Annotated in this window: 20 protein-coding genes and 1 riboswitch; of the genes, 10 read left to right on the forward strand and 10 right to left on the reverse strand. The window is 36.2% G+C overall.

What is annotated here, in order from left to right:
- Window positions 1-48: 48 nt before the first annotated feature.
- Window positions 49-1101 (forward strand): YheC/YheD family endospore coat-associated protein, encoded by a 1053-nt coding sequence (locus tag M1D66_RS22720; protein ID WP_242554843.1) that lies wholly within the window; start codon window positions 49-51, stop codon window positions 1099-1101.
- Window positions 1102-1121: 20 nt separating this feature from the next.
- Complete coding sequence (locus tag M1D66_RS22725; RefSeq protein ID WP_000658062.1) at window positions 1122-2579, forward strand: YheC/YheD family endospore coat-associated protein; 1458 nt, start codon at window positions 1122-1124, stop codon at window positions 2577-2579.
- A 19-nt stretch (window positions 2580-2598) separates the two neighbouring features.
- Here the strand turns inward: M1D66_RS22725 and M1D66_RS22730 are convergent, their stop codons facing one another.
- Window positions 2599-2844, reverse strand: coding sequence for a hypothetical protein (locus tag M1D66_RS22730; protein WP_000510474.1), 246 nt, complete (start codon window positions 2842-2844; stop codon window positions 2599-2601).
- Window positions 2845-3301: 457 nt separating this feature from the next.
- Here M1D66_RS22730 and sasP point away from each other — a divergent pair, with 457 nt between their 5' ends.
- Window positions 3302-3505, forward strand: a complete 204-nt coding sequence (gene sasP / locus M1D66_RS22735) for a small acid-soluble spore protein, SasP family (RefSeq protein WP_000013338.1) — start codon at window positions 3302-3304, stop codon at window positions 3503-3505.
- A 51-nt stretch (window positions 3506-3556) separates the two neighbouring features.
- Here the strand turns inward: sasP and M1D66_RS22740 are convergent, their stop codons facing one another.
- From M1D66_RS22740 to M1D66_RS22760, 5 genes are all read right to left on the reverse strand, one after another.
- Entirely contained in the window at window positions 3557-4291 is a 735-nt protein-coding gene (locus tag M1D66_RS22740; protein ID WP_000623610.1) for an amino acid ABC transporter ATP-binding protein, read from the reverse strand.
- A 28-nt stretch (window positions 4292-4319) separates the two neighbouring features.
- Window positions 4320-5018, reverse strand: a complete 699-nt coding sequence (locus M1D66_RS22745) for an amino acid ABC transporter permease (protein WP_000281497.1) — start codon at window positions 5016-5018, stop codon at window positions 4320-4322.
- Window positions 5005-5802 (reverse strand): amino acid ABC transporter substrate-binding protein, encoded by a 798-nt coding sequence (locus tag M1D66_RS22750; RefSeq protein WP_000732840.1) that lies wholly within the window; start codon window positions 5800-5802, stop codon window positions 5005-5007. Before M1D66_RS22750 ends, M1D66_RS22745 begins: the two co-directional genes overlap by 14 nt.
- A gap of 294 nt (window positions 5803-6096) precedes the next feature.
- On the reverse strand, window positions 6097-8097 hold the full coding sequence (locus M1D66_RS22755; protein WP_086385373.1) for an ABC transporter ATP-binding protein: 2001 nt from the start codon (window positions 8095-8097) through the stop codon (window positions 6097-6099).
- Entirely contained in the window at window positions 8094-9854 is a 1761-nt protein-coding gene (locus tag M1D66_RS22760; RefSeq protein WP_000953782.1) for an ABC transporter ATP-binding protein, read from the reverse strand. The genes M1D66_RS22755 and M1D66_RS22760 overlap by 4 nt, the downstream gene beginning before the upstream one ends.
- A gap of 595 nt (window positions 9855-10449) precedes the next feature.
- On the opposite strand from M1D66_RS22760, the gene gapN reads away from it, so the two are divergent.
- A complete protein-coding gene (gapN, locus tag M1D66_RS22765) occupies window positions 10450-11889 on the forward strand; it encodes an NADP-dependent glyceraldehyde-3-phosphate dehydrogenase (RefSeq protein WP_000213634.1) in 1440 nt (479 codons plus the stop codon).
- A gap of 78 nt (window positions 11890-11967) precedes the next feature.
- On the opposite strand, the gene M1D66_RS22770 is transcribed toward gapN, so the two are convergent.
- Both M1D66_RS22770 and racE read right to left on the reverse strand, forming a co-directional pair.
- Window positions 11968-13053: a DUF3626 domain-containing protein gene (locus tag M1D66_RS22770; protein ID WP_242554844.1), complete on the reverse strand. Its 1086-nt coding sequence runs from the start codon at window positions 13051-13053 to the stop codon at window positions 11968-11970.
- Window positions 13054-13163: 110 nt separating this feature from the next.
- Window positions 13164-13994 carry a glutamate racemase gene (gene racE, locus M1D66_RS22775; RefSeq protein ID WP_242554845.1) on the reverse strand — a complete coding sequence of 277 codons (831 nt, stop codon included), beginning with the start codon at window positions 13992-13994 and terminating at the stop codon, window positions 13164-13166.
- A gap of 201 nt (window positions 13995-14195) precedes the next feature.
- Window positions 14196-14377, forward strand: a riboswitch (Lysine riboswitch).
- A 147-nt stretch (window positions 14378-14524) separates the two neighbouring features.
- Between racE and M1D66_RS22780 the strand changes: the two genes are divergently transcribed.
- The 4 genes from M1D66_RS22780 (at window position 14525) to M1D66_RS22795 (ending at window position 20020) form a co-directional block, all read left to right on the forward strand.
- Window positions 14525-15949, forward strand: coding sequence for an amino acid permease (locus M1D66_RS22780; protein ID WP_001186301.1), 1425 nt, complete (start codon window positions 14525-14527; stop codon window positions 15947-15949).
- A 60-nt stretch (window positions 15950-16009) separates the two neighbouring features.
- The gene (locus M1D66_RS22785) at window positions 16010-17209 is read left to right on the forward strand and encodes an ABC transporter permease (protein WP_242554846.1); all 1200 of its coding nucleotides are present in this window, start codon (window positions 16010-16012) and stop codon (window positions 17207-17209) included.
- A 274-nt stretch (window positions 17210-17483) separates the two neighbouring features.
- Window positions 17484-19508, forward strand: coding sequence for a catalase (locus M1D66_RS22790; RefSeq protein WP_242554847.1), 2025 nt, complete (start codon window positions 17484-17486; stop codon window positions 19506-19508).
- Window positions 19505-20020: a type 1 glutamine amidotransferase domain-containing protein gene (locus M1D66_RS22795; RefSeq protein ID WP_242554848.1), complete on the forward strand. Its 516-nt coding sequence runs from the start codon at window positions 19505-19507 to the stop codon at window positions 20018-20020. The genes M1D66_RS22790 and M1D66_RS22795 overlap by 4 nt, the downstream gene beginning before the upstream one ends.
- A gap of 63 nt (window positions 20021-20083) precedes the next feature.
- Here M1D66_RS22795 and M1D66_RS22800 read toward each other — a convergent pair whose 3' ends face one another.
- Window positions 20084-20233, reverse strand: a complete 150-nt coding sequence (locus tag M1D66_RS22800; protein ID WP_166669621.1) for a hypothetical protein — start codon at window positions 20231-20233, stop codon at window positions 20084-20086.
- A 99-nt stretch (window positions 20234-20332) separates the two neighbouring features.
- Here M1D66_RS22800 and M1D66_RS22805 point away from each other — a divergent pair, with 99 nt between their 5' ends.
- The gene (locus M1D66_RS22805; protein WP_001063863.1) at window positions 20333-20536 is read left to right on the forward strand and encodes a hypothetical protein; all 204 of its coding nucleotides are present in this window, start codon (window positions 20333-20335) and stop codon (window positions 20534-20536) included.
- A gap of 51 nt (window positions 20537-20587) precedes the next feature.
- Here the strand turns inward: M1D66_RS22805 and M1D66_RS22810 are convergent, their stop codons facing one another.
- Window positions 20588-21850 carry an MDR family MFS transporter gene (locus M1D66_RS22810; RefSeq protein ID WP_242554849.1) on the reverse strand — a complete coding sequence of 421 codons (1263 nt, stop codon included), beginning with the start codon at window positions 21848-21850 and terminating at the stop codon, window positions 20588-20590.
- Window positions 21851-21956: 106 nt separating this feature from the next.
- Between M1D66_RS22810 and M1D66_RS22815 the strand changes: the two genes are divergently transcribed.
- Window positions 21957-23696 (forward strand): SgrR family transcriptional regulator, encoded by a 1740-nt coding sequence (locus M1D66_RS22815; RefSeq protein WP_242554850.1) that lies wholly within the window; start codon window positions 21957-21959, stop codon window positions 23694-23696.
- Window positions 23697-23727: the final 31 nt, after the last annotated feature.

Here is a 23727-nt window from a genome sequence, read left to right on the forward strand (position 1 = left end):
ATATATAGCTTCGCCTATTATGCAAATAGTAGTAAAGGAGTGATTTCGTTGGTTCTCGGCCTTTTAACTTCTAAACTTCATTATGAGCAAACGTATTACACCGAAATCGCTAAACGCGCTCGGCTTTATCATAATGTCGTTGCCCAGTTTACGCCATTTTGTATTGATTCTAAAACAGACCTTGTTTCTGGTCTTATTTACGATACAGATACAGGAAAATGGAAAGAGCAAACATTCCCTATTCCTTCTTATATATATGATCGTTATTCTTTTCACGAGGAAACAGACTTTGAAAAAGCAAAATCAATTATTCACTCTTTGCACAACCGTCCTTCCACTACCTTTTTAAATAACACACTTATTAACTTAAGTGAACTACATGATTTATTTCTCACTAATAAAAAACTGTCTCCTTATATACCCAAATTTGAAGTGGCAACGATACAAAACATTTTCAAACTTTTGTTAAAATCTAAAGATATTATTATACGCCCCACTAATATACATTCTAAAGATAACTTATATCGAGTCACTTACAAAAATAAAACGTTTCATATCGATACAGTAAATGAAAAATACCATACTTCTCTTTCAATCAAGCGGACAGATGAATTTATATCTTGGTGTAAATCTAACATACGTTCATCACGCTACATAGTGCATACCATGCTACAACCACCAAATCAATTAACATACCCACTCCACATTCGAACCATTTTGCAAAAAAACAAAGAACAAACTTGGAATATTATCGGTCAATTTATACAAAAAAGTTCATTTCCTAATCAACTTTTACCCTCAGCAACAGACGATGATTCATTGCATTCATTTTCAAAAATTAAATACGTACTATCTAGTACAGGTGTGCAACTATTGCAAGACGCTTTACACGACATTATAAATGAAGTATTCCAAACACTAGATCAGTCTTATTCTTCATTATTCGAACTAGAACTTTCCACAATTATGGATCAAAAAGGCGCAATTTGGCTTATGTATGTCAACACGATCCCTCCTTACGAACAATACATTCGTCATAGTGATTCATTAGCTGAAAAGATATTTCACGGACCACTTAAATTCAGTCGCTTTACACCATAATGAAAGGAGGTAAACCTATTTTGAAAGAGCATATATATACATTAAATATTTCAGATGACCATCCAAATAGCATTACTTTACCTTACGTTTTTTCTATTACACCGCCTATTACATCTCTCTCCTTCGGCATACGTCATATTGCAAGTGAAGAGGTGAAAATTCATTATTCCTTTACTCGCGAAATTATTATCGGAAAGCATATTGCCGAAAAACTTTTACTGCCTCAATCAACTACTATTCATGCATTTACACAAAACCAAACAATTATTTTCGGACCATTAATCGGCATTTTTACAACTGGCTTTAACGATGATTCTTCTAACCCTTTAGGAAATCGTTCAATTGCTCTGAGTGAGTTGTTAACACCACCATTCTCATTACGACCGTTCGTATTCGTCTTTGGCGTTCAACATATACACTGGGAAGAAGAAACGATTGAAGGATATTTCTTTCAAGAGAAACAATGGATAAAGAAAAAAGTCCCTTTACCAAATGTCATTTACGATCGCTTACCGAATCGGCAAGCGGAAAATTATAAACCAATTGTCAGGGCAAAAAGAAAATTAGAACAAGACTACTGCATTCCATGGTTTAACCCAGGTTTTTTCAATAAATGGGAAGTTCATCAACTTCTTACGAAAGACGAGTCAATTAAACCCTTATTACCAAATACAGAAGCATTTCAGCATTTTGAACAAGTAGAACGGTTTCTTGGCACGTATAAATCAGTGTACATGAAACCAATACACGGGAGCTTTGGTAGAAATATTCATCAAATATTTTATTCTCAAACAGAGAATTGCTACTACTGTCGTTATCGCGAAAATGAAGAAAATAAACTGAGAAAGTATCAATCATTAGAAACGCTTCTAAACCATGTATTAAAAGGACATGATTTAAAAAAGTTTATCGTACAGCAAGGTATTTCGTTACTTCGCTTCGATGGGCAACCTGTTGATTTCCGCATTCATACAAATAAAAACCATTTCGGTAATTGGATAGTTAGTGCAATCGTCGCCAAAATCGCCGGCAAAGGCAGTTTAACAACGCACGTAAATAGTGGCGGTGATACAAAATTATTACAAGAGCTTTTTCCAGATTCAACGAAACAAGTTCAAATTGAAAATAAATTAAAACATACTGCCTTACAAATAAGTTACGCGCTCGATGAACAAGTAACTGGAAATATTGGAGAAATCGGTTTTGATATCGGTTTAGACACAAAGGAAAATCCGTGGCTCTTTGAAGCCAACTCTAAACCTGGGCGAACTGTATTCCAAGATAAAAAATTAAAAGAGCAAAGTGAACTGACGCGCCAGTTATTTTACGAATATGCCGTCTACTTAACTGAACATTCTTTACGTGATACAAAAGAAAAAATGTCTCAAATAAAATCAGGGGCTTCATCAAACACCGAACATATCCCTTCTCCTATGATTCACTCACAAATACAAAAACAAAAACTTCCACCTAGATAATAAGGTGGAAGTTTTCTATTTACACAAGTTTTACTACAACCTCAGTTTCCACGTTACATACTCCGCAATAAAAAATATGATTGCAATATTCATTTGAATTATTATGCGTTAAACCATCTACTGCACTTAATAATTCTTGATCCATATAGGCACTATAATCGTCTATATAATCTACAGACTTCCCATAATCTTGGAGTATACTTTGGCAATTTTGACAAGAATATGTTTGTGATTCTAATGCGTTGCAAAGCGGGCAAATCCCCATCATGATTCCTCCATACGTTATCGTTTAAAGCCTCTCTTTTTTAGAGTGAAGAGAGCGACCTATCCAGACATAGGAGCGCCCACTCCATCCCTACTTAAAAATAGAACTATGAAGTTGCTACCGATTTCATTTTTATTTCAATAAATCATAAATAAGAAGCTAATAATTAGCCTACAAGTAGCAGGCCACAATGAAAAAATTATATTTAATATCCTCCTTAGTTTGGCCTGTTTTCTTAAAAATACAACGATTACTCTTATTTCATAATTTACGAAATCAATGCGTTTTTTTGACAAAATTTACAAATTATTATTTTGTATATCTTTCTAGGTAACATCCATACTATGAGTACAAACTTAATTACCGATGGATTAGCGCCAACCGGGGCGATAATCTGGTTCAACTCCAGCTAGTCCAACCAAAAAAACTTTTATAACTCTAAGGAGGATATATTCCTATGGCAAACCAAAATTCTTCAAATCAATTAGTAGTACCAGGTGCAACAGCTGCAATCGATCAAATGAAGTACGAAATCGCTCAAGAATTTGGTGTACAATTAGGAGCAGATTCTACGGCTCGCGCTAACGGTTCAGTTGGTGGAGAAATCACAAAACGTCTAGTTGCAATGGCTGAGCAAAGCCTTGGCGGATTCCACAAATAAATATATATGGCAAAAAGGTCTCAAGGCATATGCCTTGAGACCTTCCTTAATTTATTGCAACATTTGTAAAAACTTCTTCGTGCGTTCTTCTTTTGGATTTGTAAATACTTCTTCTGGTGTACCTTGTTCGACAACGACACCACCATCCATGAAAATAACACGGTTCGCAATTTGATGTGCAAAACGCATTTCGTGCGTTACAATAACCATCGTCATGCCCTCTTTAGCAAGTTCTTTCATTACTTTCAGAACTTCTTGAACGAGTTCAGGATCAAGCGCTGACGTCGGCTCATCAAATAGTAACACTTCCGGCTCCATCGCAAGTGCGCGCGCAATTCCAACGCGCTGTTGTTGTCCGCCTGATAATTGGAACGGATATAAATCCACTTTATCTGCTAAACCAACTTTTTCAAGGAAATAGTTTGCTTTTTTCTTCGCTTCTTCTTTCCCCATCTTTTTCACTGTAACGAGCCCTTCCATTACATTTTGAAGTGCTGTTAAATGCGGGAATAAATTATGGTGCTGGAATACCATACCTGTTTGCGTACGAAGATTAACAATATCTTTCTTCGTTACTTTTTGAGAGAAGTTAAGCTCTTTATTACCGATACGAATATTACCAGCATTTGGCGTTTCTAATACATTGAGACAACGTAAGAATGTCGTTTTACCAGATCCAGACGGCCCAATAATAACAACAACCTCGCCCTTCTCAACTGTTAAATCTATATGCTTTAGTACGGTATTATCTCCGAAACTTTTTTGTAAGTGCTGAATTGAAATCATAAAAACAAAAACTCCTTTTGTAAAAGGATTATTTTAATGTGTAGCGTTCTGAACGCTTTTCTAACATCTGTTGTACGATTGATAATAAGAAACAAATAACCCAATAAATAAGACCTGCTTCAAAATAAACAATTAAAAACTCGTAGTTCATCGCCGCAATTTCCTGCGCTTTTCGGAACATTTCTGTTACTAAAATTAACGATGCTAATGAAGTATCCTTCACTAAGCTAATAAATGTATTCGAAAGCGGCGGGATTGATACGCGCGTTGCTTGTGGTAAAATAACACGTTTTAATGCTTGTGGATATGTCATCCCAATTGTATAAGCTGCTTCCCACTGCCCTTTCGGAATGGAAAGGATAGAAGCACGAATAATTTCAGATGCATATGCACCGACATTTAATGAAAATCCAACAACTGCTGCTGTATATGGCTCAACTTCAATATTAAGAGTTGGAAGACCATAGAAAATAATAAATAACTGTACAAGAAGTGGCGTTCCGCGAATGATAGATACATAGATACGAGCAATCCATTGTAAAATACGACTACCTGAAATACGTGCGAGCGCTGTTAACGTTGCAAGTATAAGACCGATAATAAATGTAATAAGCGTTAATGGAATTGTTGTAAAAACAGCTTCCTTCAGCATAGGCATGAAGGAAGACTGCATAATATCTATCCAAGTAGACAATCGATCTGAAACTAATGCACTACTTAGATACATTTTCACCGAACCATTTTTTCGTTATTTTGTCATACGTACCGTCTTTTTTCATATCTTCTAACGCTTTATCTACTTCTTGTACAAGCTTATCGCTACCTTTACGGAATAAGAATCCACTTTGTGAAGCTTCTTTTTCTGTATCTACAATTTTAATTTTTGCATCTTTTTTCGTTTCTAAATAATTTAATACTGATAACTTATCATTAATTGTAAAATCAACGCGTCCTGAAGCTAATAATTCTGCCGCTTGGCTAAATCCTTCTACACCTTCGATTTCTGCACCGTTTTTCTTAGCAATATCTGCATAGTTACTCGTTAAAGATTGTGCTCCTTTTAACCCTTTTACATCAGCAAATGTAGCAGGCTTATCTTTATCTTTTGCGATAACTAATGCCGCTGAAGATGAAATGTATGGTTTAGAGAAATCGTATTTCTTTTGACGATCTTCACGAATACCAACTTCGTTTGCAACCATATCGAAACGTTTTGCATCTAGGCCAGCAAGTAAGCTATCCCATTGTGTTTCTTTAAATACAGGTTTTACACCTAAACGTTTTGCAACTTCTTCTGCTAATTCAACATCGAATCCAGTTAATTTATTGCTTGAATCGTGGAACGTAAATGGTGGATATGTACCTTCTGTACCAATTACAAGTTCACCGCTTTGTTTAATCTTTTGTAACGCGTCTTGACTAGCTGTATCTTTTTTCTCTTCTTTACCGCAGCCGGCTACAATCCCGATCGCTAATGTAGTTACTGCAAGCACTGAAAATAATTTCTTCATGATAGTAATCCTCCAAGTATTCTGATAGGAATTTAAAAACTATATTGATTGTATGCAATCTTGAACAATTTTTCAATGAAAATGTTCTTATTTAGTTTATCCTTTTTCTTCATAATCAAACAAAAGGAAAAAATAACGCTACATACAAAAAATAAGTAACATTTTTTAATATAGCATTTATGGAGAAAAAGGTAAAACAATACTTCTTATTTAACTGTCGTAATTCGCTAAAGAGTCGACATGTTCATCAATAAAAAAGAACTTGTGAAAATCACAAGTTCTCCTCCATACATATTAAGCACTCTGATTGCCTTCCATTTGCGTTTTATACATATCGTAATAACGCCCGCGCTTTTTCATGAGTTCATCATGAGACCCTTTTTCTAAAATGGTTCCTCTATCGAGCACAATAATTTGATCTGCGCTTTTAATCGTTGAAAGGCGGTGAGCGATAATAAATGTCGTTCTTCCTTTTTTTACAACTTCTAGTGCTTGTTGAATCATCGCCTCTGTTTCTGTATCAATACTAGACGTTGCTTCATCTAAAATTAAAATAGCCGGATCAAAAGCGAGCGCCCTAGCAAACGAAATAAGCTGACGTTCTCCAGTGGAAAGCGTACTTCCCTTTTCTGTAATTTCTTCATTTATATTGTTCGCAAACCTGTCAGCACCAACATCACGTAACGCCTTTACAATGCGCTCTTTTGAAATTTTTTCGTTTTCTAAGCTTACATTGGAAGCGACCGTCCCGCTAAAAAGAAACGGGTCTTGCAGTACGATTCCCATATGTTCACGAGTTGCTTGTTTCGGCATCTCTTTTACATCATGACCGTCAATCGTAAGCTTTCCTTTTTCAAACTCATAAAATTGAAAGAGTACATTCATGATAGAACTTTTTCCTGATCCAGTATGACCGACAAGTGCCACTGTCTCTCCTTGTTTCGCTTCAAAAGAAATATTTTTTAACACTTCATCTTTTCCATTATAAGAAAATGAGACATTATCAAATTTTACATTTCCTTTTAAACGAGGCATACGTTCTTCTTCTACCACTTCCCCTTTTTCCTCTAACAATTCAAAGACACGTTCTGATGCAACGCGCGCTTGCTCTAAGTTTGCAAGCTGGTTCACCATATTCGTAATTGGTGAGAATAATCGTGTTAAATAATCGACGAACGCATACAGTACCCCAAGTGAAATAATACCTGTAGCACTTAATGACGCACCGCCGAAATACCAAATTACTCCTGTGAAAGCGATATTTCTTAATACGGCTACTAAGTTATGCGAAGTTGCTGCATTTAAATTTAAAATTTTATTTTGATACTTAAAATAATCGCCATTTAATTCTTCAAATTCTTTTTTCGTTTCACGCTCTTGACGGAACGCTTGAATAATTGGCATCCCTTGAATGGATTCATTCACTGTTCCGTTAATATCAGATAAACGAGAGCGCATTTTATGATTGTATACAGACGCGTATTTTCTATAAAGAATCGCCCAAACAATTAAAATTGGGATAATTAATAAACATAATGAAGCGAGCTTCACATCTAATAAAAATAACGCAGCGAATATCCCAATAATATAGATGATACTAGAAACGAATGTTGCCAGCACCGTTACATATAAATCACGAATGGCCTCTGTATCATTCGTCACACGCGAAACAATTTTCCCCGCCGGTAAATGATCAAAGTACCGAATTGGCAACGTTTGAATATGAGAAAAAACATCTTCCCTCATAATTTGAATAATTTTGTTCGCTGCCTTTTGCAAGAAGAACTGCTTTCCGTATGCAAATAATGACACGACTACTAATAAAGCGAAATAGCCACCACCAAGTAATAATAGACGGTTTATTTCTGGCTTATAAAATGCAAATACTTCTTCCTTTGTTAATGCTTTCGCTTTATAAACTTGCACCGCCTTACCATTTTGAACGGTAATCATATCCCCTTTTACAGTCCGTGACCCTTCCGCATTTACTTTATTCGGTACAAAATAATATTGAAAACCGACTTGCATCACACGTACTTCTTTACCTTTTGTCTCGCCTTGTTCAAAGCGATCACTTCGCTTATAAAAAGCGCCATTATACGAAACAGCTTCTTCACTCTGTTCTGTTTCATACCAAGGTTTCTCTATCCCGACGATATGATCATCAATCATCGTTTTAGCAACGAAAGGACCAGCAAGCTCTGCGATGACGAAAATAAATAACATTAACATCGCAGCAAAAATCGTCCCTTTCACTTTCATCGCGTATTGAAACAACCGTTTTGAAACGCTCATATTTTCACCCCACTATCCGCACTTTCACTTTCACCTTGTTGTCTTTCAAACTGTTCAGCATACCAGCCTCCGCTCTGGATAAGCTGAGCATGCGTACCTTCTTCTATAACTGCGCCTTCATCCATAACGAGAATCCAATCCGCATGTTGCACTGCAGATAAACGATGCGTCGTAATAATCGTCGTCTTTCCACTTCTTTCCGTTCTTATATTTTCAATGATCGCTGCTTCCGTACGAGCATCTACAGCTGATAAAGAATCATCCAAAATTAAAATTTCTGGATTTTGAATAACAGCTCGTGCAATCGAGATCCTTTGTTTTTGCCCTCCTGATAAAGAAACACCTTTCTCTCCAACGAGCGTTTCTAACCCTTCTGGTAAAAACTCTAAATCCTTTTTAAACGCAGCAATTTCAATTGCTTTCTCTAATTCTTCTTCAGTCGCTTCCCTATTTCCGAATAAAATATTTTCTCGCGCTGTTTTTGAGAACAAAATATGCTCCTGCGGTACATAACCAATCCAGCCGAGTACATTTTCATTCGTCATTTTATCTAATGTCACATCAGAAACTGCAATATCTCCATCTCCAAGCGGATATTGGCGAAGAAGCTGACGTACAAGCGTCGTTTTCCCGCTTCCTGTTTTTCCGACAACCCCTAGCGTTTCTCCTTGCTTTAATGTGAAAGAAACCTTTTTTAAATTTTCTTCAGTTGATGAAGGATATGAGAAAGACACATCATCAAACTGAATATAATCCGGCTCTTGCACAAGCTTTGGATGTTTCGGATTCTTTACATCTGGCTCATACGCTAACGTTTCATTCACACGGTCAAGCGAAGCATTTCCTCTTTGCATAACATTAATTAATTCACCAATTGCAAACATCGGCCAAATCATCATCCCTAAATACACGTTAAAAGAAACGAGTTCACCAAGCGTCACCTTTGACTGGAACACAAGGTATGCACCGTACACTAAGCCGATTAAATAACTAAGACCGACAAGCATTTTCACAGTTGGTTGGAATAATGCATCAATCTTTGCTACCTTCATATTTTTTTCGTAGACGTCATCTCCTAAATGATGAAATCTTTCCTCGTCTGCATTCTCTTGTACATATGCACGAATAACACGCACACCAGCGATTGATTCAAGCACTTTATCGTTCATATCACCAAACGCATCTTGCGCAACGGTAAATCTTTCATGCAATTTCTTTCCATATATATTCATCGCATACGCCATAATTGGAAGCGGAATAAGCGCTGCAAATGTAAGCTCCCAACTAATTGTAAACCCCATCATAAAGACAATCGTAAGCATATATAAACTAGAATCCACAAGCGTTAATATACCAAAACCAGCTGTCATAGCGATTGCTTTCAAATCATTTGTCGCTCTCGCCATTAAATCACCAGTACGATTTTTTTGATAAAAAGTCGGCGTCATCTTAAGTAAATGCCCCATAAATTTAGAGCGCATCGTTTTCTCAAGTACGAATGCACCACCAAACAATTGATGTTGCCATACGAAAGTGAGGCCATATCCAACGATCGTAACCCCTATTAAAATAAGAATAGACTGTATAATAGCTTCGTTCGATAACGTTCCTGTTTTTATATTATCTATCGTAACCCCTAACACTTTCGGGGGAATCACTTCAACTATATTCACAATTAAAAGAGCTCCAATGGCAATACTATATCTCTTCCAGTGCTCCCTAAAAAACCATTTTAGCTTTAGTAATACTGATAACAATGTAACCTCTCCCTTCTCGTTCTCGTTTACCTCTCATTTCTTTATCCACTATCCAGACCTATCACATTTACATTTCGTAACCCATACAATCTCATCACATTTTTCCACCTTCCAAAGTTTTTTATCGGAACTAAACAAGGGAAAATAAACAAAAAAAAGCATACCGCCGCTTGACGATATGCACAGGAATGCATAAAAGCGTACGTTACGATATACGCAACGTACGCTTTTTATAAGACAAAGATGCCCTATATATCCGTACGGGTTGCGTAATGATATGAATGTTTTCTGCCATTTAACAGAGCTAAGCCCATTACATTTACGATTACAATCATTACGCACACCCCTTTCATTTATTTTCCATTTATAATCTTACAACTTTATTGAGTATTCTGTCAATTATTTTTTCACACTTTAAATAAAAATATATGATACACCATTTTGAAATAAGGGAATGTTCTGTAAGAAAGGGCATACAAAATAAAAAAAGAATAAGAAATCGTTTTCACAAACATTTCATTTGAAAAATGTTATCAAACCCCCTACAATCACCTTATACTCACTCTTACAAGTTGCTATTTTAGGAGGACTAATCATGACAACTAGCAATACGTACAAATTTTATTTAAACGGAGAATGGAGAGAAAGCTCTTCAGGAGAAACAATCGAAATTCCATCTCCATACTTACACGAAGTAATTGGACAAGTACAAGCAATTACTCGCGGAGAAGTAGATGAAGCAATTGCATCTGCAAAAGAAGCTCAAAAATCATGGGCCGAAGCTTCCCTACAGGATCGCGCAAAATACTTATATAAATGGGCTGATGAGCTCGTAAATATGCAGGATGAAATTGCCGATATCATTATGAAAGAAGTCGGTAAAGGATATAAAGATGCGAAGAAAGAAGTTGTTCGTACAGCTGACTTCATTCGTTACACGATCGAAGAAGCTTTACATATGCACGGAGAAAGCATGATGGGCGATAGCTTCCCGGGCGGTACAAAATCTAAGCTTGCGATTATCCAACGCGCACCACTTGGTGTTGTATTAGCAATCGCACCATTTAACTACCCAGTAAACTTATCTGCTGCAAAACTTGCACCAGCATTAATTATGGGTAACGCTGTTATTTTCAAACCAGCAACTCAAGGTGCAATTAGTGGTATTAAAATGGTTGAAGCACTTCATAAAGCTGGCCTTCCAAAAGGTCTTGTAAACGTAGCTACAGGACGCGGTTCTGTAATTGGTGACTACTTAGTAGAACACGAAGGCATCAATATGGTATCGTTCACAGGTGGTACAAACACAGGTAAACATTTAGCGAAAAAAGCTTCAATGATTCCACTTGTATTAGAACTTGGTGGTAAAGATCCTGGTATCGTTCGTGAAGATGCTGACTTACAAGATGCTGCAAACCATATCGTAAGCGGTGCATTCTCTTACTCTGGTCAACGTTGTACAGCTATTAAACGTGTACTTGTACACGAAAACGTAGCGGACGAGCTTGTTAGCTTATTAAAAGCACAAGTAGCTGAACTATCAGTTGGATCTCCAGAACAAGATAGCACAATCGTTCCATTAATCGACGACAAGTCTGCTGACTTCGTTCAAGGTTTAGTTGACGACGCTGTAGAAAAAGGTGCTACAATCGTTATCGGTAACAAACGTGAGCGTAACTTAATTTACCCAACATTAATCGATCACGTAACAGAAGAGATGAAAGTTGCTTGGGAAGAGCCATTCGGCCCAATCCTTCCAATCATCCGTGTTTCTTCAGATGAACAAGCAATTGAAATTGCTAACAAATCAGAGTTCGGTCTGCAAGCAAGTGTCTTCACTAAAGACATTAACAAAGCATTTGCAATTGCTAACAAAATCGAAACTGGTTCTGTTCAAATTAATGGACGCACAGAGCGCGGCCCTGACCACTTCCCATTCATCGGTGTAAAAGGTTCAGGTATGGGCGCACAAGGTATTCGTAAGAGCCTTGAGTCTATGACACGTGAAAAAGTAACTGTATTAAACTTAGTTTAATCTTATAAAAAGAAGCTGATCTATAAATAGATCAGCTTCTTTTCTATATAAATACTTCCAAAAATGGAGTATTTCATTCTACTTCCGATTTGGTTTTCCAAATCGAACTAAAACATGCCATAATAATTTTAATTCCTGAAGCACTTCTTCATAAGTTCCACGATCACTCCAAGATAATGGATTGCACTTCAAATCCACTACAGCAGAGCCAATTATATTTGCATCGATACAATGATTCCGTGCAATGCGTCTTGCTAAAGATGGCATTTTTGAACCTCTAAAATCCATCGGAACTTCGTCTACCGCAAGTACAAAACCGATGTGCCAATACAAATCAATAGCATACTTCAGGCAAATTTCTTCTAGAACGTTTCCTACATCCGTACCCTTAAATGAAGGATCTGCGACAAGCGCTTCCACGTCTTCTTTTAGAGAAATCTCTCCATGAATCTGCGCTTCAATATAATGATTAAGGTTACGGGCTGGCTCTTTGCTTACTACATCTATAAACGGCCTTTTCAGGTTAGCCAGTAAATGATTAATTAATATTGTTGGCGTCAAATTTCCTTCACCAATTGCAAAATCTCTTACGAATGTCTCTTCCAAAAGAGCAGCTAAAATCATATCAAACTCCTCGTAAGTCCCCTTTTCTTTCGGATCTTGATGCGAATCTAAATATGTATATGTAGAACGCGAAGAAACTTTTGGAGATAAGAGAAAATAACAGGAACCAAAACGCGGAGCCGGCCCATCTGGATGTAACATTAAATTTAGCGCTCCGTATTTTGGACGTTGATCATTCGTTACGCCTTCTAATTGATATGCCCCTCCAAATATTCTCTTTTCCCAAAGGTCACGTTCACCACCAGGATAAGCAGATACGCTTCCATTAGATAGCAATGTTTCAAACTGACTTTTATATACCCCTTGCTCAAATAGTGCTTCAGCAACACTTTTCTTACTCGAATCTAGTCTGTCTGGATGAAAGTGTAAAGCAATCCTTGCGTGAGATTTTAAATTAGCGACAGCCTCTTCAAATATTTCATCTGTAATATTAGACATTTTAAGTATATGATTAATCGTTGCTTTAGCCTCACGTTTTTCGTTCTCTGCATATTTTGAAATATACTCTAAAGCAAATAATTGAGATCTTGATAATTCCATAATCAAACCTCTCCTTTAATTAAAATGACCTTAATCATTTCAATTAAAAGCTTATTCTTTCCTTCTTATGAAACGAACCTGATTTATTTAAAAACGTAATTTACTAAATCTTAATTATGCATACACGCATTTTTCATGGGTAAATGTACACATTCTACAGAAATTTGATACCCTAGCCATCGCTCAGCAATATGTTCAAATGATAAAACAGATCCCGTCGTAAAAAAACGATGCTTCGGATTCAGATTGTCAGACAAAATTCCTTTGTGCTGTAAAATGGTACTTAGCTCTATCGCTGTTTCTTCTGCCGAACTAATAATCTTTATGTCTTCTCCTAGTTCCTTTTTTATATAAGACTCTAAAAGTGGATAATGCGTACACCCAAGAATTAACGTATCTATATCTTCTTTCGTTAATGGAAGTAAAGCTTGTTTCACTTGCTGCGTGACATATGCTGTATCTTCTAATTGATTTTCTACAACTGTGGCTAAAGTCGGGCAAGCATAGCTATGCACTTCCAAATATGTATCCAGCTCGTGTAATGCTTTTTCATACATATTAGATTTTATTGTACCTACAGTTCCAATTACCCCGATTCCTCCTTTCTTTGTCACTTTAATTGCCGCTCTTGCTCCTGGATGTATAACGCCAATAACTGGAATGGAAAGTGCTTCTTGCAGCGCAGTCAATGCAGCAGCTGCAGCAGTATTACATGCTACGACTAGCGCTTTTAATGGAAACTGTTTGAGGAACTCAACCATTTCAAATACGAAAGATTGCACCTCCTCTACACTTCTTGGCCCATACGGGCAACGCTTATTATCACCAATATAATAAATGCTTTCTTTAGGCAATTGTCTTATAATTTCGCTCGCAACTGTTAATCCTCCAACTCCCGAATCTAGCACACCTATTACTGAATGTTTATGACATACAGACATTTACTTCATCCCCTTTTCAATCATCTAGCGCTAATAACATGTATTATATTACGAAAATTCAAATATCACATAACAATCCCTCTTACTTTTAATCACAAACTCTTCTCTATAATCTGATTATTACTATATCCATTGACGTATAAAAATACATTTGTTACTCTTAAAGACGTTAATTTAATATTTAAATCCTCATTCGTATCTCGGTGAGGTAGAGGTTGCAATCATTAAGAGTATCATTTCAGGAGATGTAGTGGCATTGATGAAGGAATGAGAAAGGAATGGTTGCCGAAGTAAGTCGTGTCCACCATGCACGCTTGCTGGGTCTGCATTTAATAAGTGCAGAACTGTCACAAACGTTTCGTTTGTGGAGAGCTATCGAGAGGTATGTCGTGGGTTTCTTATAAGATAGAAAGCATGTAGCGGCAAATTACGTGCTTTTTTTGTTTTGTTTGGGACTTCTCTTCCTGACTCAGGAAGACATACATATCTCCTCGCTTGACTTGGTTATACTAACTTTGGAGGTATTTTCTATGCAACAAAAAAAATGGGGCTTTTGGGTACTAACAGCTTTCGTTGTCGGTAACATGGTTGGCGCTGGTATTTTCATGGTGCCAAGTACGTTGGCACAAACAGCAAGCCCACTCGGTGTCACTTTAGCTTGGTTAACTACAGGGTTTGGTGTTTTAATGCTAGCTCTTGTTTTCGGTAATTTAGCAATTCGTCGTCCTGATTTAACGACAGGGCCACAAAGTCATGCATATGCTTTATTCTCAACACCAAAAAAGAAAAAAATGGCTGGCTTCAGTATGGTATGGGGATATTGGGTTGCAAACTGGGCAAGTAACGTTGCCATCATTACATCATTTGCGGGATATTTATCACTCTTCTTCCCAATTATGAAAGATACGCGACTACTATTTTCAATCGGTTCGTTTAACGTAGAAGTCGGAAAACTAATTACATTTACGATTTGTTCCATCTTACTTTGGGGAACTCATATTATATTAACAAACGGTGTAAGCGGAGCTGGAAAACTAAACTTCTTAGCAACAACAACGAAAGTAACTGGATTCCTTTTATTCATCGTCGTTACGTTATTTGCATTCGAAGCTTCTAAATTTGGACAATGGTACACACCGATGATTGATAAATCAGGGGCATCACACGGTCTTCTTTCACAAGTGAATTTAGCTGCTCTTACAACACTTTGGGCGTTTATCGGAATTGAATCAGCCGTTCTTTTATCAAACCGTGCTGTTTCTCCAAAAACGGTAAAACGCGCAACAGTTGCGGGATTACTTATTACAGTTGCCATCTACTTAGGAATCACAATTTTAACAATGGGTGTACTTCACGTTGATAAATTACAAGCTTCTGAACGTCCATTAGCAGATGCACTAAACGCTGCAATGGGTCACGGCGGCGGGAAACTGATGGCATTACTTGCTCTTACTTCCCTGTTCGGTTCTATCTTAGGCTGGATTTTATTAAGCTCAGAAGTACCTTATCAAGCAGCAAAAGAAGGTTTCTTCCCTTCCTTCTTCACAAAAACAAATAAAAAAGGAAGTCCAATTTACTCATTACGATTAACAAACATTATGTCGCAAGTATTCCTATTCTCAACATTATCAGGAACCATTGCGGAAGCTTATACATTCGTTATTACCGTATCAACACTGGCCTACCTCATTCCATATCTCGTTTCACCAATCTTCCAGTTAAAACTAGTCGCAACTGGTGAAACATATAAAAATGAAATGCGGGCAAGAATTACAGATGGCATAGTCGCAGTTATCGCACTTTGCTACGCACTATGGGTTATTAAAACGGGCGCATCCGATATAAAAACGTTCCTTCTCGGAATTGGTTTATTCGTAATCGGATTTGCTTTCTATCCATTAATGAATCGTGATCAGAAAAAAAATAACGAAAAGAAAAACGGGCAAGTTGCATAACGCAATTTGCTCGTTTTTTCTTTTGTAAAACATATATAATAGAACAAAGAGGTGAAAAACATGTCAATCGAATCGCTATGGAGCAGTCGCTTCCAACAACATATTCAAAATATCATTACATACTTTGCACGTATGATTAACGGTTTACTATATAGCTTTATCTTTATTTCATGCGTTGGTGCATATTATTATGCTCAGTTTCTAAAAGCATCTCCTTCTAAAGGAATATCTTTAATAATTATAACGATTGTACTTACATTCATTATAACGAGATGCCCTATCCGTACATTTATTCAAAAACCTGATGCTGTCTATTTACTAGCACTAGAAGAGAAATTAACATCTTATTTCAAAAAATCTCTTCTATACAATTACATCATTCAGCTTTTCCCATTGTTATTTACGTTCCTTATTCTCGTTCCACTTGCTATGCAATCATTGCAATTAACTGTACCTTTTTTATGTACAATCTTTATCGTGTTAATGATTACGAAAGCCTGGAACATGTACATACATTGGATGTGGCGTGATAGTCACGAAAAAAATATATGGCTAATCATTCGTATTACTTGTAACGCCCTAATCATTTACATGCTGTTTTATTCCGCAAATGTTCTCATATTGGGCGGACTACTCTTACTACTTGCTTTCCTACTTCTATATACGAAAAAACAGCCTACAAAACGAATACCGTGGGATTACATAATCAAGCAAGAAGAAAAAATGAACGTTCGTTTTTATCAATTTGCTAGCATTTTCACAGATGTTCCGCAACTGAATAAACAAGTAAATAAAAGAAAATGGCTTACAAATTGGATTGAACCTTTATTACATAAAAAACGAGCAACTTTCTTCTACTTACATACATTAGCATTTTTACGTGGAAATGATTATTTCGGTATATATATTCGCTTAGGATTGATCGGTGCTTTCGCCTTATATTTCATACCAAATATATACGTAAAAGGTGCTATCGCTTATATCGTCCTATATATGATTTCTATGCAACTTCGCTCTCTGTGGAAATATTTTTCGGGAAATATTATTGTAGCATTATATCCAACCCATACTGAAGAAAGGATGAAGCAATTTCTTAGCTTAATCTTTATATTGCTAAGTATTCAACTCATTGTATTTTCAATTGTTATACTCATTGCTACAGGTCAATTTTTACATAGCCTTATCATTATGATTGTCGGGTTACTCTGGATCAAATTTATTATTGTACCAAAAACGAAGCAAAGAATTTCCGCATTTTAACGAAAAGAATTATCTTAAAAGCCAAGGAGCAAATAAATTTTCTCCTTGGCTTTTTTATTTTTTAATGTTAAACCTATCGTTCATACTTAATTAAAAACTTTAGGTATGTTACTCCTGTTTTTCTTAAACATAGAGTGCTATACAAACCCCCTTTCTTCCCCTTGATGTTTTAGGGTTTAATTATGATTTTTACATACAAAAATCATAATACATGTTTACGTCCTAATAAAAAGGGTATCTATTAAATTAACAAAGTAAAGGAGGGGCCTATATTGTGAATAAAAAAATGGAGCAATTGAAGCACCATGTTACGGATAATCAACGCAAACATGCTTTAACAACAAACCAAGGAGTAAAAATAGCCGAGGATGAATTTTCTTTAAAGATGGGCTTAAGAGGCCCAACCTTAATGGAGGATTTCCACTTTCGCGAGAAAATGACCCACTTTGATCATGAACGAATTCCTGAAAGAATTGTTCATGCGCGCGGAGTTGGCGTACATGGTTATTTTCAGCTTTATGAATCGTTAGAAGCCTATACAAAAGCAGATTTCCTTACTAATCCTTCAAAGAAAACACCTGTATTTGTACGGTTCTCAACCGTTCAAGGTTCTAAAGGATCCAACGACACAGTAAGAGATGTACGTGGATTCGCCACAAAATTTTATACAGATGAAGGAAACTATGATTTAGTGGGTAATAATATGCCAGTATTCTTTATCCAAGATGCTATTAAATTTCCTGATTTTGTCCATGCAGTTAAACCAGAACCACATAATGATATTCCTCAAGGAGCTAGCGCTCATGATACCTTTTGGGACTTTGTTGCGCATAATCCTGAGTCCACTCATATGGTCATGTGGCAAATGAGCGACCGAGCTATTCCGCGTAGTTTACGAATGATGGAAGGTTTTGGAGTTCACACATTTCGACTCATTAACGCAGCAGGAAAAGCCCATTTCGTAAAGTTTCACTGGAAACCTACCCTCGGGGTTCATTCATTAGTATGGGATGAAGCTCAAAGGATTGCTGGGAAAAATCCTGATTTTCATCGTCAAGATTTATACGAAGCAATTGAAAAAGGGGATTATCCTGAATGGGAGCTTGGATTACAATTAATTCCAGAAGAAGATGAACATAAATTTGATTTTGATATTTTAGATCCAACGAAATTATGGCCAGAAGAAGAAGTTCCCGTAAAATTAGTTGGTAAAATGACATTGAACAAAAATGTTGATAACTTCTTTGCTGAAACAGAGCAGGTAGCTTTTCACCCTGGTCATGTCGTACCAGGTATTGATTTTTCAAATGACCCTCTTCTGCAAGGAAGATTATTCTCCTATACAGATACACAATTATCTCGTTTAGGGGGCCCTAATTTCCATCAAATCCCTATCAATCAGCCCGTATGTCCTTTTCATAATAATCAACGTGATGGTATGCATCAAATGCAGATTCATCGCGGTCAAACAAGCTATCATCCTAATGGATTAAATAACAATCAACCTGCAACCGTCCAAGCCGAACAAGGAGGATATGAACATTATCAAGAAAAGATTGATGGGCATAAAATTAGAGGTCGCAGTAAAAGCTTTCTTAACTTTTATTCTCAGGCTAAACTTTTCTACAATAGTATGAGCCCTATTGAAAAGCAGCACATAAAAGAAGCTTTTTGCTTTGAAGTTGGGAAGTGTAAATCAGACATGGTGAAGGCAAATGTAATTGCTCTCCTAAACCACGTCGATCGTCAATTAGCACAAGAAGTCGCTAACATTATTGGAGCTCCTTTACCTAAGGAAAATCAGGAAGTAAATTCAGATGCAAAATCACCTGCACTAAGTATGTCCAATACTATTTTTAAATCTGATTCCAAAAATGTTGCAATTCTATTAAATGGTGACCCAAGCGTCTCACTTCTGTCCGAATGGATTCAAGCTTTTGTACAACACCGAATTAACTATAGCATCATAGATAATAAAATTTATCAGTTCAATGATTCCATTAAAGTAACTGATACTTATACAACAACAGACTCCTCCCTTTTTGATGCAGTATTAGTGTTTAGTAGTGAGTCTGTCATTCAACCCCCTGTTTTAGAATTTGCAGAAACTACTTTTAAATATTTTAAACCGATAGCTCATGTCCTTAGTAATCCTCATGCTTTGGACCATAGTAAGATTAAACTGGATGGAGCAGGAGTTTACAACTTAACAAACACTTCAATTGAATCATTTATAGAAGGCATTGCCCAAGGAAGATTCTGGAACCGACAATATAATGTAAGGAGCGGATTAGAATGAGTAAAAAAATTGCTATTTTAATAACGGATTATTTCGAGGATACAGAATACACAGAGCCAGTAGGAACTTTTAAACAAAAGGGATATGAATTAACAACTATTGAAATGGAAAAAGGGAAAACAGTACACGGTAAACAAGGAAAAAGTGAAGTCGTAATCGATAAAAGTATTAATGATGTTTCTCCAGAGAACTTTGATGCCCTCTTCATACCAGGCGGGTTCTCCCCAGATATACTTCGTGCAGATGAACGTTTTGTTCGCTTTAGTAAAGCATTTATGGATGCGGAAAAGCCTGTTTTCGCTATTTGTCACGGACCTCAGCTACTCATCACTGCACAAACACTTGAAGGACGTGATGTAACTGGATATAAATCTATTGAAGTCGATTTAAAAAATGCCAGCGGGAACTTTCATGACAAAGAGGTTGTCGTATGTCAAAATCAGCTAGTAACAAGTAGACAGCCAGAGGACATCCCAGCGTTTATTGAAGAATCGTTGCGTATATTAGGATAACTAACCTCCCTTTATTTACATGAAAATAGTTAATCAGTGAGGTTTTATTCATCCCCCCACTGATTAATTAGCCCCCACCAACTGGTCGTTTACAGGCAATCCGACCACCACAAATAGCAAGATAAATAAAAAGAGGGGAATCCAAAAGTTCAGTTTTAATAATCTTTTAGATTCCCCCCTTTTCTCGCCCAAAAATTCCTTATCACTTTTCATAGGCAGTTCTCATATAGTGAAAATGACTATATAATTCCTATCCATAAGTTAAATAATGATTTCGCACATATATAAATACAAAAGATGGGAGCCTTATTTATGAATAACAATCCACCTTCAACGCCCCCAAATCCAACGGAAACAAATAATAATGAAGTGAGCTTACAAACGTTACGCGTTATTGGGCTAATTGTACTGATTAGTGGCTACATATTAGTAGCGCTTTCTGAAGTAGGCACATTAAAAAATCTTTTGCTACAGCCGAATACCACTCCAAATTTAGCTGAAGTTGATCCGTTCTAAAAATTATATAAAAAGCGAATCCCAGTATAGCTGGTTCGCTTTTATATAGTTTCATCCAATTTGAGAAACATTTCTCTCATCCTCATACTTCTCTTTCCCTATCGCTTTCATAAATAGTAAAATACTGCTCATACCAACGATAAAGTACAGAGCACTCATGCCCCAAGATGCAATAAATGAACCTAGCATAACACCTAATGCCCCGTTCATTTTTGCCACTTGAAAGACCATTCCGTTAATCGCCATATAAGAACCTCTTGCCTCATTTGGCACCATATCTGCCATAATAGATTGACGCACTGGCACATACATCATCTCACCTACCGTTTGGAAAAGCCCTGCAATTAATAAAATCCATAAGCTATTGCTCGTTCCGAGTATTGTAAATCCAATTGTATAAATGAATAAACCTACATATAAGATTTTCAAATCGTTGAAACTTTTCAGCATTTTAATAAGAAGTGCTGAACATAACACAACTAAAATTGTATTCTCTGCAGAAATCCAGCTCAGCATGCGAATCCCTGTTAAATCCAACGTAACACCATTCCCGAATAAAAAGTGCACCGTTTCAAATTCCTTCTGCAAGCGAACACCTAAATAATTATTAATTTGAAACTCTAAAGACAATGTACATATACTCGCTGCACAAAAAATTAAAAATGCTTTATCTTTCATCACGACTTTATAACTATCTGCCATATCTTTTAATACATTTTTCTTCTCCACCGTTTTTCGTGCTACATACACTTCTTCCATATACACAGCCATCACATATAAAGTAATAATTGCAACAAGCGTTAATACGATAAACAATTGCAATCTATAGTTTTCAAATAGTAACCCACCAAATATTGCTCCAATCGCAATGGATAAATTAATAGCCCAATAATTAATGCTATACATTACTTTTCGATTTTCAGGTGTACTCACATCAATTAACATCGCCTCTGTCGCAGGATTCATAAGTCCAGATCCTAAACTATTCACTAGCATAAAGATAAATGTTAACCACGGTGAATCTACATAATCCGAATTCGCAACTCCCATACAAGCAATGGAAATGACTTGTATACTTTGACCGATAATCATAACCTTTTTACGCCCAAGCCGATCCCCAACATATCCACCGTATAAACCAATTACTAATGAAGCTACGACATTAATGAGTAGTAAAGCACCAGCAATCGCACTACCTAACTTTATTGAAAAATAAATCGCCATAAATGGAAAAATCATCGTGGACACAGTACGTGTTAAAAACGAAGTTATAATTCTAATTTTTATATTTCGATGCATACTCCAAAATCCCATTGTTTCCCCCTCCTTATGCTTACTTATTTTACTTTGAAAAAAAGGAAGAAAAAGGTTAGAATATTCTAAAGAGTTTCCCCTTTTATAGATAGAAGGAAGTGTATATATGAAAATTATGGACTATTACATTAGACTAAGACTACATGCACAAGATCAACAACATATGCGAAATAGCTTACAAGAATTAGCTGATGTTTTATATTGCAGTACGAAAAACGTAAAGATTTTATTAAAGAAAATGAGCGAGGAACAATTAATTCGCTGGACTCCAGGACGAGGCCGCGGAAATAAAACGGAAATTCTATTTATACATAATTTCGTAGAAGCGATTGAGTCCTATACAGATGAACTGTTAGCGCAAGAAAAATTAAAAGATATCTTTCTTCTTTTAAAAGAATCCCTCCCCCTCGCACTTCAAAAAAAGATAGAAAATAAACTACATCATCATTTTGGATACGAACCTTCAAATGATATGTACGACGTATTAAAGATTCCTATATCAAGAAAGATATTCCCATTAGATCCGGCTTTTGTAGCTGTAACTACAGAGAGCCATCTTACGAGTCAAATTTTTGATACGTTAGTCGTCTATAACGATGTTACTGAAAAAATGGAACCACACATTGCGCATACGTGGGAATTAAGTGAAGACGGGCTTACGTGGACTTTTTATTTACGAAAGGATGTATATTTTCATAACGAAACAGTTTTAACTTCTAAAGATGTACAATTTTCATTTAAAAGACTAAAAGAGGTTCACTCTCCTTTCGAATGGTTAACAGAAGAAATTGTTCAAATTGAAACGCCATCACCACTGCAAATTCGATTCCATTTAGCAAAACCAAATTTATTTTTCTTATACTATGTCAGTTCAATGCAGCTCGCAATTTTACCGCGTGATACGAGTATTCAAAATCATCATTATATAGGTACTGGACCTTTCAAACTTGCTTATTACTCTGAAGATAATATCGTACTCGAAGCATTCACTCATTATTTTAAAGAGCGCGCATTATTAGACCGTATTGAATTTTGGGGTATTCCTGACCATGTGCAAATAGATGCTGATTATGAACTACCAAACGAAGAGGAAAATGAAAGGCATGATATACAAATAGAAGAAATAGGTTGTATTTATGCTAGCTTCAACTTTACAAAACCTGGTCCTCATCACGACATTTACTTTCGAAAGGCTTGGAGAGAACTATATGATGTTGAAATGATACTTCGTAACATAGAGGGTAGACGGACAATTGCTGCATCAAGCTTTTTCCCTGATAGAAGCCGCCTTGCAACAAGAAGATCCTACTCTTTAGAAAAGGCAAAAGAGTATTTGAAAAAGAGTACATATAATGGAGAAACGATACATATTTACTTCTTCGCATTTAAAGATAGTGCAAATGATGCATATTTCTTAAAAGAACGATGTGCAAGTTTAGGTATACAAGTAGAGCTTCACCCATTTCCCGTTTCAGATTATATGAATCGCTCTATTGATAAACATGCTGATATTATTTTCATGGGAGAAGTATTTGCTGCCAATCATGAAATTGCATTCTTAAATGTATTTAAAAATAAAAGTTGCTTCGTAAATCGGTTCATGGACCCGCACTACGAAAAACAAATTAATTGTTTACTAGATACATTTTTACTAGAAGAAAATAAAGAAAAGCGCTATGAACTCATGTATGAGATTGAAGAGTTTTTACAAGCAGAACACATCATTTTATTTAACTATCACGTTTTAAAAAGAAAAACATACCCTTCTTCTTTAAAAAACGTAACAATTGATTCATTCGGTTGGGCAAATTTTGCGAAGTTATGGATACAGCCATCCATGTCTTAAAATATGAGTCATTATAAAAGGAGAAGGTACT

This window comes from Bacillus sp. PK6-16, from assembly GCF_056530295.1.

Bases quoted from the DNA above. Each gene is read 5' to 3' on its own strand.
- M1D66_RS22730 (WP_000510474.1), bottom strand. From the start codon at position 2,844: ATGGGGATTTGCCCGCTTTGCAACGCATTAGAATCACAAACATATTCT.
- sasP (WP_000013338.1), top strand. From the start codon at position 3,302: ATGGCAAACCAAAATTCTTCAAATCAATTAGTAGTACCAGGTGCAACA.
- M1D66_RS22740 (WP_000623610.1), bottom strand. From the start codon at position 4,291: ATGATTTCAATTCAGCACTTACAAAAAAGTTTCGGAGATAATACCGTA.
- M1D66_RS22745 (WP_000281497.1), bottom strand. From the start codon at position 5,018: ATGTATCTAAGTAGTGCATTAGTTTCAGATCGATTGTCTACTTGGATA.
- M1D66_RS22750 (WP_000732840.1), bottom strand. From the start codon at position 5,802: ATGAAGAAATTATTTTCAGTGCTTGCAGTAACTACATTAGCGATCGGG.
- M1D66_RS22755 (WP_086385373.1), bottom strand. From the start codon at position 8,097: ATGAGCGTTTCAAAACGGTTGTTTCAATACGCGATGAAAGTGAAAGGG.
- gapN (WP_000213634.1), top strand. From the start codon at position 10,450: ATGACAACTAGCAATACGTACAAATTTTATTTAAACGGAGAATGGAGA.
- M1D66_RS22770 (WP_242554844.1), bottom strand. From the start codon at position 13,053: ATGGAATTATCAAGATCTCAATTATTTGCTTTAGAGTATATTTCAAAA.
- racE (WP_242554845.1), bottom strand. From the start codon at position 13,994: ATGTCTGTATGTCATAAACATTCAGTAATAGGTGTGCTAGATTCGGGA.
- M1D66_RS22780 (WP_001186301.1), top strand. From the start codon at position 14,525: ATGCAACAAAAAAAATGGGGCTTTTGGGTACTAACAGCTTTCGTTGTC.
- M1D66_RS22785 (WP_242554846.1), top strand. From the start codon at position 16,010: ATGTCAATCGAATCGCTATGGAGCAGTCGCTTCCAACAACATATTCAA.
- M1D66_RS22795 (WP_242554848.1), top strand. From the start codon at position 19,505: ATGAGTAAAAAAATTGCTATTTTAATAACGGATTATTTCGAGGATACA.
- M1D66_RS22800 (WP_166669621.1), bottom strand. From the start codon at position 20,233: ATGAAAAGTGATAAGGAATTTTTGGGCGAGAAAAGGGGGGAATCTAAA.
- M1D66_RS22805 (WP_001063863.1), top strand. From the start codon at position 20,333: ATGAATAACAATCCACCTTCAACGCCCCCAAATCCAACGGAAACAAAT.
- M1D66_RS22810 (WP_242554849.1), bottom strand. From the start codon at position 21,850: ATGGGATTTTGGAGTATGCATCGAAATATAAAAATTAGAATTATAACT.
- M1D66_RS22815 (WP_242554850.1), top strand. From the start codon at position 21,957: ATGAAAATTATGGACTATTACATTAGACTAAGACTACATGCACAAGAT.